Raw genomic sequence first — 15,793 nt, 5'->3', positions numbered from 1 at the left:
GCTGGGGTTCTTGGCCAGTACCCAGCTCGGTACGCCGGAGATCGGGTCGTCGCCGATGAATCAGGCCGAGGAGATCTGGGCGACGTCCCGTGTGATCGCCAATACCTGCTTCGTGCTCCTGGTGCTGGTCGCCGGCGTGCTGTTGATGGCTGGTCAGACCTTCTCCGGCGTCGCCAACCCCGGGCAGGCGATCGTGCGGCTGGTGGCGGCGTTCACCTCGATGAACCTCAGCCCGGTCGTGATCGGGTACGGGATTCAGCTCGCCAACGGGCTCGCCCGCTCGATCCTCATGAGCGGCGCCGACCAGATCGATCCCGATGAAGCCGGGCGGATCTTCGCCGAAGGCATCGGCGTGTCCGTCAACACCGCGGGGATCTTCTTCGTCCTCGTCACCCTCGTGGTCGTCGTCCTCGCCTGCATCCTGGCGTTCATCTACGTGATGCGGCTGGCGATCATCATGATCCTGATCGGCGTCGCGCCGATCGCGTTGATGTTCCACACGCTGCCGCTGACTGACGGGCTCGCCCGGCTGTGGTGGCGCGGGATCACCGGCACCCTGGCGATCCAGGTTTGCCAGTCGTTCGTGTTCATCAACGCGCTGCGGCTGCTGCTGTCACAGCACAGCGACAACAACCATGCCTTCTTCGGGGTCCCGACCGAGCAAGCCGAGCTGATCGACCTGCTGCTGGTGATCGCGCTGCTGTACATCCTGATCTGTATCCCGCGTTGGGTCGCGCGCACCGTCTGGCAACCCGCCCAGCCGCGCATACTCAGCCAACTCGTGCGGACGTTCGTGGTCTACAAGGGCGTCGGCGCCGTCCTGGGAGCCGTCGGGAAGGCGACCCGAGGCGCGCGTGGCGCACGCGCGGCCCGGACCACGTCCGCCGGGGCTGCCCGGCCCGGACCCGGCGGCGGGTCCCGGCGGCGCGGCGGGCCGAACGGGCCCCGTGGCGGGCCGTCCGGTGGCCCGCACGGCGGGCGCCCCAATCGCGGGCCCGGTCACGGTCCCCAATGCCACCAACCGCGCGGCGCTGACCGGCGGCACCGTCCCCGCCTCGGTCCGGCGAACGGGGCCCGTAGCGGCGCGCACGGCGGCGCCGGGACCCATCACCGGGCCGGACACGGCGCGGCTCCCAGGGGGACGCCGCACCGTCCGCACGTCCCGCCCGTTCCTGGGCGGACGGGTGCGGGCGGCCCGGCCCGGCCGCACCCGCGCATCCCGACGCAGCCGCCGACACGCCCCTACCGGCGTGCCGAGGTCCCGCGTCGTCCGGCACCGCGCAGGTTCGTGCGGCTTGATCCGCCCCGCTACCGGCGCCATGGCAGGAGGAACCGTTGAACGACGATCACGAGCCCTTGTCCGCGCGTATCCCGGCCGACGTGGAGCAGCCAGACAAGATCATGTACGGGCTCACCACGCGTCAACTCGCCATCCTCGCCACGACCGCGGTGATCGCGACGTCGGTCTTCGTCGGCGTCTCGCCGTTGCTGCCGGCCGCGGTCACAGCGGGACTGTGCTTCCCGCTGGTGACGGCCGGGTGCGCGTTGGCGCTCGGCCGCCGGGACGGCATGGGCCTGGACCGGTTCGTCCTGGCCGCCCTGGACCACCTTCGCCGGCGACGCACGCTCGTCGCAGCGTCCGAGCCGATTCCCCAGGCTCCTGCCTGGTGCAGGGTGCGGGGGCAGTTGCCTGGGGCCTTGCGGTTTCCGGTCCGTGCCGTTCGCCAAGACGGCGTCATGGACCTGGGCGGCGAGGGGACGGCCGCGCTGGTGCGGACGGGGACGATCTCGTTCGGGTTGCGCACGTCCGCCGAGCAGGCCGCGCTGGTGGGGTTCTTCGGCCGGTGGCTGAACTCGCTTGAGGCTCCGGTGCAGATCTTGATCCGGGCCCGTCCGGTCGATCTGTCCGACCTCGCCGCACGAGTGGCGGAGGCCGCGCCCGATCTTCCGCACCCGGCGTTGCGGCGCGCGGCCGAGGACCACGCCGCCTATCTCGACGAACTCGGCGACTCGCGGACGCTGCTGGTGCGCGAGGTGCTCATCGTCGCGCGGGATCAGCCCGTCCCCGGTTCGGGACGTCGCGGACGCGCACGGCAGGCAAGCGCCGTCGTCGTCTCCCGCCGCGCCGTCGAAGCCGTCCGGACGCTGGCCGGGTTCGGTGTCACGGCCGAAGTCCTGGACGCCGATGCCTGCGTGCGCGTGCTGTCGGACGCGTTCTCGCCCGGTTACCAGCGGCCCGCGCCGCCCGCCGACCTAGACCAGCCCATCACTGCCCACAGCGTCGAAGGAGCCTCGGAATGACGCACATCTATCGGCGTTCGCAGCGACCGGCCGTCAACGAGTTGGCCGAGGGGCTTCGCCGCTACGCGCGCGGCGCCTGCGGTGAGTCCGCGGCGGTCGAGCTGCTGATCATTCACCGGTTCTGGCTGACCCGTGCCGATTTCCGTTCGCAGTTCATCGAGCGCGACGTCGCCCCGGACGCCGGCGATGACGTGCTCGCCTGGGTGAAGTGGGACCGGGCCGCCGCGGCGCTGGCCGGTGGGCGTCTGGTGTGCTCGGCGGGCGAGGCCGCCGTCCTCCAGATCGCCGCCGCGCTGGCCACCGGCGGAGCGTTCCCCACCGCATCGCTGAGCAGCCTCGACCGCGAGAACTTCGCCCACGTCCTGACCGCGACCGTGCAGGCCAGCGGCCACCAGGCCGTCCAGGTGGTGGTCCGGTGAAACTGTCCGCACTCGCCCGCGCCGCCGTCGCGTCTGCCGCGTCCGCCGGGGACGATGACCGGGACCAAAGGGTCGGGCTGGGCGATCTGCTCGCGCCCGCCGCGCTCCGCGTGAACGCATCGTCGCTGGAAATGCCGGACGGCTGCTGCGCGTCGTTCGCCGTCGCCGGATATCCGCGCGAGGTCGGCGCGGGCTGGCTGGAGCCGCTGCTCACCTATCCCGGGCGCCTGGACGTCTCCCTGCACGTCGAGCCGATCCCGCCGATGGTCGCCGCGCAGCGGCTCCGGCGCCAGCTCGCCCGCCTGGAGTCCAGCGCCCGAGCCAACACCGAGGCGGGCCGGCTGGCCGACTTCAGCGTTGAGGCCGCCGCCGACGATGCGGCCGATCTGGCTTCGTCGCTGGCGCGCGGAGACGGCCGCTTGTTCCGCGTCGGCCTCTACCTCACCGTGCACGCCTGGGGCGCCGAGGAACTGGACGGCGAGGTTCAGCAGGTGCGGGCCTTGGCCGCATCTCTTCTGCTGGACGCGCAGCCGACGACCTTCCGCGCCATGGCGGGCTGGGTCTCGACGCTTCCGCTCGGGACGGACGCGATCCGACAGCGCCGCACCTTCGACACCAGCGCCCTGGCCGCGTCATTCCCGTTCGCGTCCCCGGACCTGAACGCGCCGACCGGCTCCAACGAGGTGCTGTACGGGGTCAACGTCGCCAGCTCCGGCATCGTCGCGTGGGACCGGTTCGCCCAGGACAACCACAACTCCGTTGTCCTGGCCCGATCCGGCGCGGGCAAGAGCTACTTCACCAAGCTCGAAGCCCTGCGGCTGCTGTATCACGGCGTCGAGGTGTCGGTGATCGATCCGGAGGACGAGTACCGGGCCCTGGCCGAAACGACCGGCGGCACCCACCTGGGCCTCGGAGCGAAGGGCGTGGCGTTCAACCCGTTCGACCTGCCCACCGACCAGGGCGACGACACCCTGATCCGCCGCGCCCTGTTCACACAGACACTCGTCGCCGCAATGCTCGGCGAGCCCCTGACGCCCGCAGCGCGGCCCGTCCTGGACCGCGCTGTCCTGGCCGCTTACGCCGCCAGGGGCATCAACTCCGCGCCCGCCACCTGGACGCGTCCGGCCCCGCTGCTGGCGGACCTGGTCGAGCAACTCGCCATCAGCTCCCACCCCGAGGGCGAGGCGATCGCCGAACGGCTCACGCCGTACGTAGCCGGGTCCTACAGGGAGCTGTTCGCGCGGGCCACGACGACCCGTCCGGACGGGCATCTGGTGGTGTTCTCGCTACGGGATCTGCCCGAGGAGGTCAAGTCCGTCGGGGTGCTGCTCGCGCTGGACGCCATCTGGCGCAAGGTCGCCAACCCCGCCGACCGGCGCCCACGCCTCGTGATCGTCGACGAGGCGTGGATGCTGATGAAGGAGGCCGAGGGCGCCCGATTCCTCTATCGGCTCGCCAAGTCCGCCCGCAAGCACTGGACCGGGCTGACCGTTGTCACCCAGGACGCCGCCGACCTGCTGGCGTCCGACCTCGGCCGCGCCGTCGTCGCCAACTCCGCGACCCAGATCCTGCTCCGCCAGGCACCCCAAGCCATCACCGTTGTCGGCGACGCGTTCGCCCTGTCCGAGGGCGAACGTGCGTTCCTGCTGTCGGCCGAACGCGGCGAGGGGCTCCTGTGCGGCGGGAACGCCGGCGACCGGGCGGCCTTCGCCGCCATCTCATCACCCGCCGAACACAGGGTGATCACCACCGATCCCGCCGAACTGCTGGACAACGACGGCCAGGAGACCGACCCGCTATGACCTCGACCAGCGATGTCCCCGAGTGGACCCGCATCTTCGACCAGGCCGAACGCATCCCCGTGCTGGTCGCCCACTATGGGCCGACAACCGCTCTCGCGACCGGCCTCGCCGTCCTCGCCTTCAAGATCGCGCGGGCAACCGTGCAGCGCTGGCAGAGGCAACGGTTCGCGCGCGACGCCCGCCTGATCACCGTGTCGGTACCGCCCCAGGTCGATCCGGCCAGTGCGCCCGCCTGGTGGGCGCACCAGACCGGCCTGCTCGCCCCGGCGTGGAAGCGCTGGATCTTCGGGCAGCCGTACGTGGCGTTTGAGTACATCGCCAGCGCCGCCGGGGTGCGGGTTCAGATTTGGGTGCCCGGGCAGGTGCCGCCCGGCATGGTCGAGGAGACCATCCGGGCTGCCTGGCCGGGCGCCACCACCACGACCCGCGCCTCCGCGCCGCCCATCCCGCCGTCCATCCCGGCGGCCGGAGGCCGTCTCGTGCTGTCGCGCGAGGACTCCTATCCGCTAAAGACCGATCACCACGCCGACCCGATCCGCTCCCTCCTCGGCGCGGTTTCCGGACTCGACCAGGGCCAATGCGCCGCCGTCCAAATCCTCGCCCGCCCCGTGACGGGCCGCCGTCTGACGCGCGCCCACCGCGTCGCGTCCAGGCTCAAGGGCGGAAACCCGGCCACGTCACGAGGCTTCTTCTTCGACCTGCTCACACCCGGGACACGCACCGGTCACCCCAGCTACCCAACCGGTGCCGCTCATGCCAGCGTGCACCCGGAACGGGCTGAGCAGGTCCGCGCGATCCTGGCCAAGGCGACGCAACCACGGTTCGAGGCCGACATCCGTTACGCCGTCGCCACACCCGACACCACCAACGCAGACAAGTGGCTGCGCGGACGGGCCCACGCCCTGGCATCGGTAGCCGCGCTGTTCGCGTCCGGCCACCAGCACCTACGCCGCCGCAGGCTCCGGGACCCGGCCCTCTCCTTGGCCGAGCGCCGTTTGGGGCGCGGCTACCTGCTGGGTGCCGCCGAGCTGGCGGCCCTCGCCCACCTGCCGCTCGATGCGGACGCGCCCGCGATCACGCGCGCCGGAGCCCGACCGGTCGCCCCGTCCCCGGACGTGCCCACCGGCCCCGACACCGAGCACGGGGCCGCGCGGGTGCTGGGCGACGCCGACGCGGGGCACCCCCGCCCCGTAGCGATGCCGGTCGTCGGGGCACGACAACACGTCCACGTCCTCGGACAGACCGGCGTCGGCAAATCCACCCTGCTCGCCTCGCTCATCCTTGGCGACGCCCGCGAGGGCCGCGGCGCGCTGGTCATCGACCCTAAGGGCGACTTGATCGCCGACGTCCTGAACCGGCTCCCGAGCCGCATGGCTGGCCGGACAGTGGTGTTCGACCCGTCCGACCCAGCACCGCCGCCCTCGGTCGGCATCCTGTCCGGCCCCGACCCGGCGTTCGCCGTGGACTCGGTCGTGTCGATCTTCCACCGCTGCTTCCGCTCTTCCTGGGGGCCGCGCCTGGACGATCTGTTGCGGTCGGCCTGCCTAAGCCTCATGCGGGCTCACGGCGCCCGCGCGACCCTCGCCCAGGTCCCGCAGCTCCTCACCGACTCGGCGTTCCGTGCCCGCGTGGTCGGACGGCTCTCCGACGATCTTCTACGCGGCTTCTGGGCCGGTTACGACGAACTGTCACCGGCCGGAAGAGCGGCCGCGATCGGGCCCGTGATGAACAAGCTCCGCGCCGTCCTACTCCGCCCGTTCGTCCATCAAGCCCTGTCGGCGACCGGATCCACCGTCGACCTGGCCCGGCACCTCGACCACGGCGGCCTCGTCCTGGCCCGCCTCCCCAAGGGCGTACTCGGCGAAGACGCCGCCCGCCTCATGGGATCGCTCCTGCTCGCGCACACCTGGCAAGGCGTCACCCGCCGCACCGACCTTCCTGAGCACGAGCGCCCCGACTCGGCCGCCTACATCGACGAGTGCCACAACTTCCTCAACCTGCCCGGATCAGTGTCCGACATCTTGGCCGAGGCCCGCGGGTACCGGCTCTCGCTCGTCCTGGCCCACCAGCACCTGTCCCAACTGCCCAAGGACCTGCGCGACGCGGTCTCAGCCGACGCCCGCAACAAGATCTACTTCGCCGCCTCACCTGAAGACGCGAGCGACCTCGCCCGGCACGCCGGCCCCGTCCTGTCCGCGCACGACCTCGCGCACCTGGGCGCCTACCAAGCCGCCGGACGCCTCGTCACCGCCGGCCAGCCGACCCAGGCATTCACCTTCCGTACCCGCCCACTCCGCGACCCGATCCCCGGCCGCGCCGACCACATCCGCGCAGCTTCTCGCCAACGCTTCGCACCACGCATGACGACAACCAAACCCACCACCAGAAAGGGCGGGCCGCCGTCCGACCCGCGCGCAGAGAGCCCAACCACCGAGGGGAACCAGCCGCAGTGAAGAAAGTCATCCGCCAGCGCCGGACGGCCAGTACGCCCACACGAGCGACACCCGAACTCTTCCTCGAACTCCGCGCACGTCTCACCGACCGCGACCAGGCAATCCTGGAGCTGGTCTGGGAACACCGCGTCCTCACCACGCACCAAATCGCCGCCATCTTCTTCACCACGCCCGGCAAGGCCCGCGACCGGCTCCTGCAACTGTTCCGCCTCAAAGCCCTCGAACGCTTCCAACCCTGGCTCCCCGTCGGAGCAGCGCCCTATCACTGGGTCCTCGGCCCCCTTGGTGCCCAGCACCTGGCCGCCCACCGCGACACCACCCTGTCCGGACTCGGCTACCGCCGCACCACCGCACTCCAGATCAGCCATTCCCGGCACCTGGCCCACCAGGTCGGCGTCAACGAGTTCTTCACCCAACTCCACACCCACGCCCGCCACACGCCCGCCGCCCACCTCGACAAATGGTGGCCCGAACGCCGCTGCACCCAACTCTGGGGAGACCTCGCCCGCCCCGACGCCTACGGCCGATGGACCGAAACCACCCCCGGAGCCCAGGGGCCGGCGACGACCGACTTCTTCCTCGAACACGACACCGGCAGCGTCACCCTCGCCAAAGTCGCCGCCAAACTCAACGGCTACGAGGCCCTCGCCGAGTCCACCGGGATCAACACCCCTGTCCTGTTCTGGCTGCCCAACGCCCGCCGCGAAACCCACCTCCGCACCCTGCTAGGAACACCACCCGTCCCGGTCGCCACGGCCGTCCACACACCCGCCGACACCACCACCGGCGGCCCCGCCGGACCCATATGGCTACCCGCCGGACAGGACGGCCCCCGCCACCGATTGACCGACCTAGCCACCGCATCACGGGCAACGTCCGCCACCGGCCCCCACAGGACCGAGGACACCGGTTGCCGGTAATCGCGCTCCTGGTCGCCCTCGTGGTCCTGGCGGTCGTCCTCATCGGTGCCGTCACCGGCTCAACGCCCCCACCCGACGCATGCCGACAGCAGGCAACCGGACCGCCAGTCGCCGGAATCCCCGCCACCTACCTCGTCCTCTACCGCAAAGCCGCCGCCGAGTACGGCATGCCCTGGGAGATCCTCGCCGCCGTCGGATCCATCGAGTCCGACCACGGACGCTCCAAGGCTCCAGGCGTTCAGTCCGGCGAAAACCGCGCCGGGGCCGGCGGCCCCATGCAGTTCCTATCCGCCACCTGGGCCAGCTACGGCGTCGACGGCAACCACGACGGCAAGAAAGACCGCTACGACCCGGCCGACGCCATCCCCGCCGCCGCCAACTACCTCCGCCACAACGGCGCACCACCCAAGATGCGCGCCGCGCTCTTCGCCTACAACCACAGCAACACCTACGTCGACGACGTCCTCAACCGCGCCCGCAACTACAAGAAGACGCCTACCACCCCGAGCGCACCGACAGAGACCACACCTCCAGCCGAGTGCGCCGAAGCCGCCGCCCTCACCGCACCCAACGAGATCATCGCCTTCGCCATGGCCCAACGCGGCAAGCCCTACGTCTTCGGCGCCACCGGCCCCGACGCCTGGGACTGCTCAAGCCTCGTCCAAGCCGCCTACGCAGCCGCCGGCCTCACCATCCCACGCACCACCTTCACCCAATGGCCCTTCGGCGTCCGCGTACCCAACAACCAAGCCCAACCCGGCGACCTCGTCTTCTTCAACTCCGGCCCAGGCACCTCCACCAACAACCCCGGCCACGTCGGCCTGGTCATCGGCCACGGCCAAATGATCGCCGCCCGCTGCTCCACCTGTCACCCAGCCATCGGCGTAGAGACCTACCACCGCCCCGACTGGCTCGGCACCACCCGCCCCCTCCTCCGCCTGACAAACACTTCCAACCGAGACCAGCCGCTCCTCGGGGATGACCATCTGCCCTGATACATCCAAGTCTTCGGGTAGACGGCTAGCAAGAGCTCGAGTTCAGGCGGGACGGCAGTCACCTTCCCACCCGGCCTCCTTATGAGCAGGGCCGTTGCCCAGGGCGAGCTCGCCGCCGCACGGAGAAGGTTCCCCCGCCGCGGGGAGACAGCGGCGAGCTCACGCCGGCCTTGCCCTTGACACGCGAGGTGGCGGTCAATGACGCCCGGTTCCGTCCGGAACCGGACCCACCGGTACGCGGGGACACCGCGTCCCGCACCGCTTAGCCGAAGGAGCACAACGCCATGGCGCGCACCGACCGCTCTCACGACATCCAGAAGACACCAACAGCGCCCGACCGCCTCGCCCGGGAGGTCGCACGAATGGTCGAACCGCTGGCCCAGGCCAGCCTGATCAGCCCCGAGGACGCCGAGGTCACCCTCGATCTGCACCTCGGACAGGTCGGCGTCCTGCCCTTCCGCCCCGGCCTGACGCCCGACCACCGGGCCTGGGCCGGAAGCCTCGCCTGGGCCGCGCTCATCCTCTACCCCCACACCCCGCCCGCCGTGGGGTTCCCGGTTACTGAGGAGCGCCTCGCCCGCGACGCCGCCGACGCAAAGGCGTACACCTTCCACGCGACGCTCTTCACCACCCAGGCATGGCGCGAAGGCGGCACGTTCCAACTCGTCGACCATGTCAGCGCAGACGAACCGGGCGTCTTCTGGATCAACCTCGCTGACGCGTCCGTGCACGAAGACCTCGAGCTCTACCGCGTCCCTCTTACCGACATGACCAGCTGAACAAGAAGGGCACAGCACCCGGAACACGGGCGGGGACCTACCAGGTCCCCGCCCCCTTGCTCTTCGCGCGGTATGACAGCGCTCTGCGCCTCGCCAGGTGCCTCGACCGTCCAAGCCATGCCCGCACGCCCGGCGGCGCGCAGCTTCGCGGTTGGACGTGACACCGGTCGGCGGGGCTCATGGTGACACCTGTGGCGACTCCTTGGGCAGTCGATCAACACAAGAGTACTTTTCGATCAATTTCACATCCGGCTTATAAGGATCCCTTTTCAGGTCTTTAAAATTCTCCTTGAAGACCCGGTTCCACTCGTCGTTCTCGATATATTTTATGAGCGCCGATTTTATTTGCATGCACTCTTTTCGATGTCCCTGAGGCAGCGCAATCCCCCACCTTTGCTCCTTGTCTGGAAAACCCTTCACTGAAGCGCTCGGGACGACGACCAGATTCGAGCCGGGCTGACGGGCGAATCCCTGCAGGATCAGTTCGTCTGAAAAGACCGCATCGACTTTGCCGTTATTGAGCCGATCCACACACTCGTCGGCACTCTCCGGCGGGTTGGGGAGTACTAGGTCCTGTCTCGACTTTTCCAGGATCTCTGCTGCTGCCTCTTCGAGGATCTCCTTTGAAGTGGTGCCGCCCCACGTGCATACCCTCATTCCCCCGAGATCGGAGATGCTCTGCGGACGCGGGCGGGGATCGTCCGATTTCAGCAGGAACCCGGTGCCTGTCACGGCGTATGGACCGATGAAGTCTTTTCTCTCATCGTCCATCCGTCCTTGGGTGATCGAGTACGTGGAGACGATGAAGTCTACCTTGCCCCCATTTTTCCCGATGAACGCAGTCTTGCGCTGTTCGGAACTCAGAGGCTCGAACTTGACTTCCTTGCCGAGCGCGCTAGCGGCCATACCCACGATGGCAATGTCCAACCCGGAGAGTTTCGAGTAAGAACCGAAGCCTGTACCGGGTTGGTCATTTTTTATGCCGAAGCGCGCGGTTTTATTGGGCGGCCAGAATGACTCCTGCCTCAGCAGGAAGCCTGCCGCCAGGGCAAATAATACGAGAGCAGATACAGTGACCAGGGCATTCCGGCGACCGTACCGAACGACCCGTGAGCCGATCTCACTGGCGAGCGACGGGGCTGCTTTCGCATGTTTCGGTGCACGCGGTCCCGCCTTCTCCCGACGGCTTCCTGATGCGCCGCCGGACGGTGCCTCCGCTGGAGAGCCGGGGGGGCCGTCCTCGGGCGGGCGCGCGCCCGTCGCCGCGGGGGATGGCTCGGAAAGCCAATGACGGCGGAAGAGTTCGGTGGTCGCCTCGCGCGGAGTCGATTCGCCCACAAGCTGGACGAGCAGGTTCTTGGCAGTCGGTCGCCGAGCCGGGTCGGGATCCAGCGCCGACTCGACGATGGGCACAAACTCGTGCGGCACACCTGTCAGATCGTATTGGGCCTGTTTCGCCCGGACGGCCAGTTCCTGCAGCGTGCCGGAACCGAACGGGTTGTGCCCGGACGCAGCGTAAGCGACGAGGGCCCCCCAGGCGAAGATGTCACCGGCGGCACCGACCCGCCCCTCGAACGCGAACTCGGGCGCGACATAGCCGGCGGTGCCCATGACGTTGCCCGGCTGGGTGATGGGGATGTGCGCATCCAAGGCCCGCGTGATACCGAAGTCGATCACGCGTGGTCCGTCGACCGCGAGCAGGACGTTGCCCGGCTTGAGGTCTCGGTGGACCAGGCTGACCGCGTGGATCTCGACCAAGGCGGCAGCCACTCCCGCCGCGAGACTGCGGAGCGCATGCGACGGGAACACGCCGTGCGCTTTGATGTACCCGGACAGGGACGGCCCCTCGATATACTCGGTGACCAGGTAGGCGAGCCCGCCGGTATTTCCGTGATCGAGCACCCGCGCGGTGCAGAAGGACGCGACGCGCCCCGCGTAGGCCACCTCCGAGTCGAAACGCACAGAATAACCCGGGTCATTGGTCAGTTGCGGGTTGATCACCTTGACAGCGCCTCGCTGCCCGTCCGGGTCCCGCCCCAGATAGACCACGCCCATGCCGCCCTGGCCAAGCCGGCCGAGGAGTTCCCAACTGCCGATGGAGGTGGGGTCGAGCGGGTCGAGCGGGTTCGAGAAAGGGGCGGCGTCCGACCACTCGTGAGGGCCCAATGAGCTCACCAAGCCGACCTCCTCCAGATGAAGTATCCACGGCTTCCATTCGAATCACCGTGATCACTGCCTGTGACAAGCCGTCCGTGCCCCCCTGCCCCACGCGCCGACCTCGGACCGGCCGCACCGACATGGCCGCGGCCGAGGCAGCCAATTCCGTCCGATCTCCGGGTAAAGACATCGTACGGTCGGCACCCCTTCCGCGAGTCGCGAGGTCTTCCTGTGAGACGCCATGCGCTTGCCCATAGTTCCCAACGCTGAGGAAGTCGTGGAGTGAAGTTTTCCCGGACTGGGCGATTCGGACATTCGGCTTTCCTACCCGCACACCAAGACCATGACGTTGAGTGTTGCCGATCACCGCACTGATGATGGTGTGGCGGGCAAGAAGAAGGGTCCTCGAGCCGACCGGCCGAAGCGAGGGGTGTTCAGCCCGGAGTGCAAGCTGGCGATCGTGCAGGAGTAGGAGCAGCTGACCGAGTCGGGCGCCTGCGGTGCGCTGCTGCGCCGTGAGGGGCTGCACCACTCCCACATCCAGGACTGGAAGCGGCTACGCGATGCCGGGTCGCTGGACGCCCTGGCGGCCAGGCCCACCGGCCCCAAGCCCGCAGAAGCGAGGCCGACAAGGCCCACGACAAGCTCGCCGCCGAGAACGCCCGGCTGGCCGACGAGATCGCCAGGACCAAGAAGGCCCCACAGCCTGAGCTGTCTCAGCGAGTTTGACAGGCTCCGGAAGAGGATTAGCCACTGCGTCGTCTCGGGGAGAGGGATGGGTCTGACAGCCGCAGGCACGCCGTCCATCGTTCGATCTCACCAGGCGTTGCCCGGATACATCTTGTGCTTGAGAAGGCTGTCGGTCTGGTCCGCTGCTGCCTTCACGTCCCCGCACGGGGAGAGGTAGCCGAACCTTCCGCGCTGGGCCTCGTGGTAGGCCCACAACCCACCTGCAACGGCTCGGGCGCTCACGACGATGCCCACGTGGCTGTCAGGACCGGCGGCATACACCCAGAGCAGGGGCAGCGAGACCGGGAACTCTTCGGGCCGATAGAGCCGGACGAAGCGGTACCCCTTGGGCTTGAGTGCGACGGCGAGGAGATCCAGGTACCGCACGGCCCTCTCGCGGCCGAAGTGCGTGCGCAACCTCAACATGTGCCGCTCCGCCCGTACGGTCAGCGGGCGAACTTGCTCCATATAACTTTTCCTCCTTCGCTGGTCGGTCGCGTGCCCCAGTCGCGAACGAGCTGGGTCATCAGCAGCAGGCCGCGCCCGTTGCACGCATTGAAGTCCTCGCCCTTGACGACCGGCATTCCTTCGCCTTCGTCCCAGACTTCAACGACCACCAGACCGTCGCGGCTGTCAGAAGCCCAGACTGAGCCACCGGACCCAAACCAAGGCGCACTTTGGTAGTCTCGTATAGTTGGTTGATCGTCCGAGTGTCGACATGAGTCAATGGATATCCACCCAAAAGGGCAGCCACCTACGGGCTCGTCGAACCCGAGACACTGCACCTGAGATAGCCCTCCGGAGAGCGGTGCACGCGCTGGGGCTCCGGTTCCGGCTACACGTCTCCGTGCTTCCACGCTGCACCCCGGATTTCGTCCTTCCCCGCTGGCGTGTGGCCGTGTTCGTGGATGGCTGCTACTGGCATGGTTGCCCGATGCACTCACCTCGCGAATTCAAGGGTCCCAACGCCGACCGCTGGAAGCAGAAGATCGATACCAACCGCACCAGAGACCGCCGACACGACGCCGAACTGGCCGCCGCCGGATGGCGGGTCGTCCGCATCTGGGAGTGCGAGATAAAACAGAATGTCGGAGCTGCTGCAGACCGGGTCAAGTCGACAACAGAATCACCGGACTAGAAGAGAGTGGCGTCTCTCTCTGTGGATTTCGCGTAACTACACCAGTCACTAAGGGGGCACGTCGCACATTTGGGCGAGTCTCCGACAATGCAGTGAGAGGAAGCCAGGCGTCGGATCGCAGCCATCCGAAGCGGCGCGTGTTTTCCACCGCCCACCAGTCGGGCCAACTCCACGCGCCCGTCGGTCAGCCGGTTTTTCTGGTCGGACTCGCTGCCGAAAAACCGAGCAGTCACCCTGAGAACAGGGGCGGTCGCGAGCATGATGTCTTTACCCAGAAGGTGACGGAATACATTTCGTTCACCCGGCTTCAACCGCAACTCGTCGACGAGCTCGTCGGGCTCCTCCCAAAGCTTCTGCTTCTTCACCAGATCAAGAAGTACGGTGAGGCTAGCAGCTGTGCGCTTCGAACCCGAGGCGATGGAGACCATGTTGATCTCCCGGGTCAGCGGCTTCGTGCGACCGCGTAGCGGTTCGAACGCGTGGCTGATCTCCCAGCTGTCGAGCCGACTGGTGCCGATCAATGCAACGATTGCGGCCACCGCCTGTTTGGTGTCAGGCCCGGGGAACAAGAACCACCGCTTAGAGCGTCGCTGTTCGTCTCCCCACTTCACCAGCGCGCCGTGGAGATCCTTCCAATGGTTGGGCTCGCGGGGCGCCCCTTCTGGTACCGGGTGCAGCCCCCGTGCCGCAGCTTCGCCGAGGCTAGGGGGGACGGCATTGCCGATCTGGCGAAACGCGTCACTCCTTGTTCCCGCGAAGCGAAACCGGTCCGGGAATGTCTGGATTCGAGCGGCCTCCCGGACAGTGAGTGTCCGGTGTTGCTTTGGATGGATATACCAGTAGCCGTCCTTGGCGATGTGGGCGGTGATCGAGCGGCTAAGGTCCGTCCCATCCAAACGCTTGTACTTGTCGTCGAACGTGTCGGCTTTGTAACGGCGAAGGTTTTCCGGGATAGCCGAATAGAGCGTTTTGGCTTTCATCATTTTGAAGACCACGAGATCATCCGGGCGCACGGGCCGGGTCATGTGATCCCAGACAACATCATTGTTGTCCTCCATGCCCTCACGCATGAGTTCCAGGAAGCCGGACTTGTCGCGGGACTCCCTATAGGGCAACTGTCGGGCACCAACCGGATCGTCCTCGGGCAGTTTTGGAAGATCCCCGATGGCTTCGCTCAGGATCACACGTTCCCCGGGATCAGGCCACGTGAAGACGTGAGAGTCCTTCCGCGCCAAGACGATCAGGCGCTTCCGATGTTGAGGAACGCCGTACTGCCAAGCATCGACCAGCCGGGCTTCGGTGTAGTAGCCGTCGTTCTCCAGCTTGTCGACGATGGTCCGGACGATGCAGAAATCATCACCCAACGCCATGTCGGGAACGTTCTCCATCAGCACGGCACGGGGAGAGACCTCGCGCACAACCTCCAGGTACGCCCTCCACAGCTCCCGGCGAAGGTCCAGCGGGTCTCGTCGGCCTTCGTCAACGAGGCTTCTGATCTTGCTTCGGCCGGCCCTGCTGAACGGCTGGCACGGCGGCCCGCCGGCGATCAGGTCGATCTCGGCTCTCCGAAGGAGGCTGATCAACTCGGCACGGCCTTCGGGATCACCCAGGTCAATGTTCAGGGCCAAGCCGGGGAAGTACGCGCGGTGCGTCTCCAGAGCCCGGGGATCGTTGTCGACGGACAGGGCTACCGTCCAGCCCGCCCGTTCAACGCCAAGGCTGAGCCCTCCGGCTCCGGAGAACAAGTCGACGGCTAGCCGTTGCCCGGAAGCGACCTGCTGGTCGCACCAGGCGACGAAGCCTTCCTCGGTGCACGCCTCTGCATGCGCGTCCAAGCGGAGGGTATCACTGCGATGCAGCTTGACACCGTAGTACGACACCTGGCTCCCTCGTCCCTTACCACCCCTCGACGGCCTCCAGGACAACACATACTCCCGGCGCCCGGCAAGTATTCTGGCCTATCTTGGCACGTGCTCGCACCCCAACCCGCCAGGCACCCCGTAGGTTCGGGTCTGGCGCCCACCTTCGGAATCGGCGCTCCACGCAGCTTTGGCTATCAGTCACCACCGACATTTCCGACCCGACGGCCGTGTGAATAGG

At 68.0% G+C, this 15,793-nt stretch carries 13 protein-coding genes; 9 read left to right on the top strand and 4 right to left on the bottom strand.

The window, feature by feature from the left end; translation table 11 throughout:
• The first annotated feature begins 10 nt into the window (after positions 1-10).
• From ACA511_RS20005 to ACA511_RS19970, 8 genes are all read left to right on the top strand, one after another.
• Positions 11-1,339 (top strand): hypothetical protein, encoded by a 1,329-nt coding sequence (locus ACA511_RS20005; protein WP_375025921.1) that lies wholly within the window; start codon positions 11-13, stop codon positions 1,337-1,339.
• Positions 1,336-2,301, top strand: a complete 966-nt coding sequence (locus ACA511_RS20000; RefSeq protein WP_375025920.1) for a PrgI family protein — start codon at positions 1,336-1,338, stop codon at positions 2,299-2,301. Before ACA511_RS20005 ends, ACA511_RS20000 begins: the two co-directional genes overlap by 4 nt.
• Complete coding sequence (locus ACA511_RS19995; RefSeq protein WP_375025919.1) at positions 2,298-2,720, top strand: hypothetical protein; 423 nt, start codon at positions 2,298-2,300, stop codon at positions 2,718-2,720. Before ACA511_RS20000 ends, ACA511_RS19995 begins: the two co-directional genes overlap by 4 nt.
• Entirely contained in the window at positions 2,717-4,522 is a 1,806-nt protein-coding gene (locus tag ACA511_RS19990; RefSeq protein ID WP_375025918.1) for a VirB4 family type IV secretion system protein, read from the top strand. The genes ACA511_RS19995 and ACA511_RS19990 overlap by 4 nt, the downstream gene beginning before the upstream one ends.
• Entirely contained in the window at positions 4,519-6,975 is a 2,457-nt protein-coding gene (locus ACA511_RS19985) for a type IV secretory system conjugative DNA transfer family protein (RefSeq protein ID WP_375025917.1), read from the top strand. Before ACA511_RS19990 ends, ACA511_RS19985 begins: the two co-directional genes overlap by 4 nt.
• A complete protein-coding gene (locus tag ACA511_RS19980) occupies positions 6,972-7,895 on the top strand; it encodes a replication-relaxation family protein (RefSeq protein ID WP_375025916.1) in 924 nt (307 codons plus the stop codon). The genes ACA511_RS19985 and ACA511_RS19980 overlap by 4 nt, the downstream gene beginning before the upstream one ends.
• Positions 7,886-8,890: an NlpC/P60 family protein gene (locus ACA511_RS19975; protein WP_375025915.1), complete on the top strand. Its 1,005-nt coding sequence runs from the start codon at positions 7,886-7,888 to the stop codon at positions 8,888-8,890. Before ACA511_RS19980 ends, ACA511_RS19975 begins: the two co-directional genes overlap by 10 nt.
• Positions 8,891-9,174: 284 nt before the next feature.
• Positions 9,175-9,669 (top strand): hypothetical protein, encoded by a 495-nt coding sequence (locus ACA511_RS19970; protein ID WP_375025914.1) that lies wholly within the window; start codon positions 9,175-9,177, stop codon positions 9,667-9,669.
• Positions 9,670-9,846: 177 nt separating this feature from the next.
• On the opposite strand, the gene ACA511_RS19965 is transcribed toward ACA511_RS19970, so the two are convergent.
• The 3 genes from ACA511_RS19965 to ACA511_RS19955 all read right to left on the bottom strand — a co-directional run bounded on the left by ACA511_RS19965 (position 9,847) and on the right by ACA511_RS19955 (position 13,172).
• Positions 9,847-11,844 (bottom strand): serine/threonine-protein kinase, encoded by a 1,998-nt coding sequence (locus ACA511_RS19965; protein WP_375025913.1) that lies wholly within the window; start codon positions 11,842-11,844, stop codon positions 9,847-9,849.
• Positions 11,845-12,642: 798 nt separating this feature from the next.
• A complete protein-coding gene (locus tag ACA511_RS19960) occupies positions 12,643-12,981 on the bottom strand; it encodes a hypothetical protein (protein WP_375025912.1) in 339 nt (112 codons plus the stop codon).
• Positions 12,982-13,001: 20 nt separating this feature from the next.
• Positions 13,002-13,172, bottom strand: coding sequence for an ATP-binding protein (locus tag ACA511_RS19955; RefSeq protein ID WP_375025911.1), 171 nt, complete (start codon positions 13,170-13,172; stop codon positions 13,002-13,004).
• Positions 13,173-13,273: 101 nt separating this feature from the next.
• Here ACA511_RS19955 and ACA511_RS19950 point away from each other — a divergent pair, with 101 nt between their 5' ends.
• Positions 13,274-13,693, top strand: a complete 420-nt coding sequence (locus ACA511_RS19950; RefSeq protein ID WP_375026287.1) for a very short patch repair endonuclease — start codon at positions 13,274-13,276, stop codon at positions 13,691-13,693.
• On the opposite strand, the gene ACA511_RS19945 is transcribed toward ACA511_RS19950, so the two are convergent.
• The gene (locus tag ACA511_RS19945) at positions 13,690-15,573 is read right to left on the bottom strand and encodes a DNA cytosine methyltransferase (RefSeq protein WP_375025910.1); all 1,884 of its coding nucleotides are present in this window, start codon (positions 15,571-15,573) and stop codon (positions 13,690-13,692) included. The two genes, ACA511_RS19950 and ACA511_RS19945, sit on opposite strands and share 4 nt — an antisense overlap.
• Between the last annotated feature and the right edge of the window lie 220 nt (positions 15,574-15,793).

The sequence above is a fragment of the Actinomadura sp. GTD37 genome, from assembly GCF_041951365.1.
GTDB lineage: Bacteria > Actinomycetota > Actinomycetes > Streptosporangiales > Streptosporangiaceae > Spirillospora.
This window is presented reverse-complemented; position numbering and strand designations above follow the sequence as displayed.

Excerpts from the sequence above, each read along its gene's own strand:
- ACA511_RS19995 (WP_375025919.1), top strand. The coding sequence starts at position 2,298 with ATGACGCACATCTATCGGCGTTCGCAGCGACCGGCCGTCAACGAGTTG.
- ACA511_RS19985 (WP_375025917.1), top strand. The coding sequence starts at position 4,519 with ATGACCTCGACCAGCGATGTCCCCGAGTGGACCCGCATCTTCGACCAG.
- ACA511_RS19970 (WP_375025914.1), top strand. The coding sequence starts at position 9,175 with ATGGCGCGCACCGACCGCTCTCACGACATCCAGAAGACACCAACAGCG.
- ACA511_RS19960 (WP_375025912.1), bottom strand. The coding sequence starts at position 12,981 with ATGTTGAGGTTGCGCACGCACTTCGGCCGCGAGAGGGCCGTGCGGTAC.
- ACA511_RS19950 (WP_375026287.1), top strand. The coding sequence starts at position 13,274 with ATGAGTCAATGGATATCCACCCAAAAGGGCAGCCACCTACGGGCTCGT.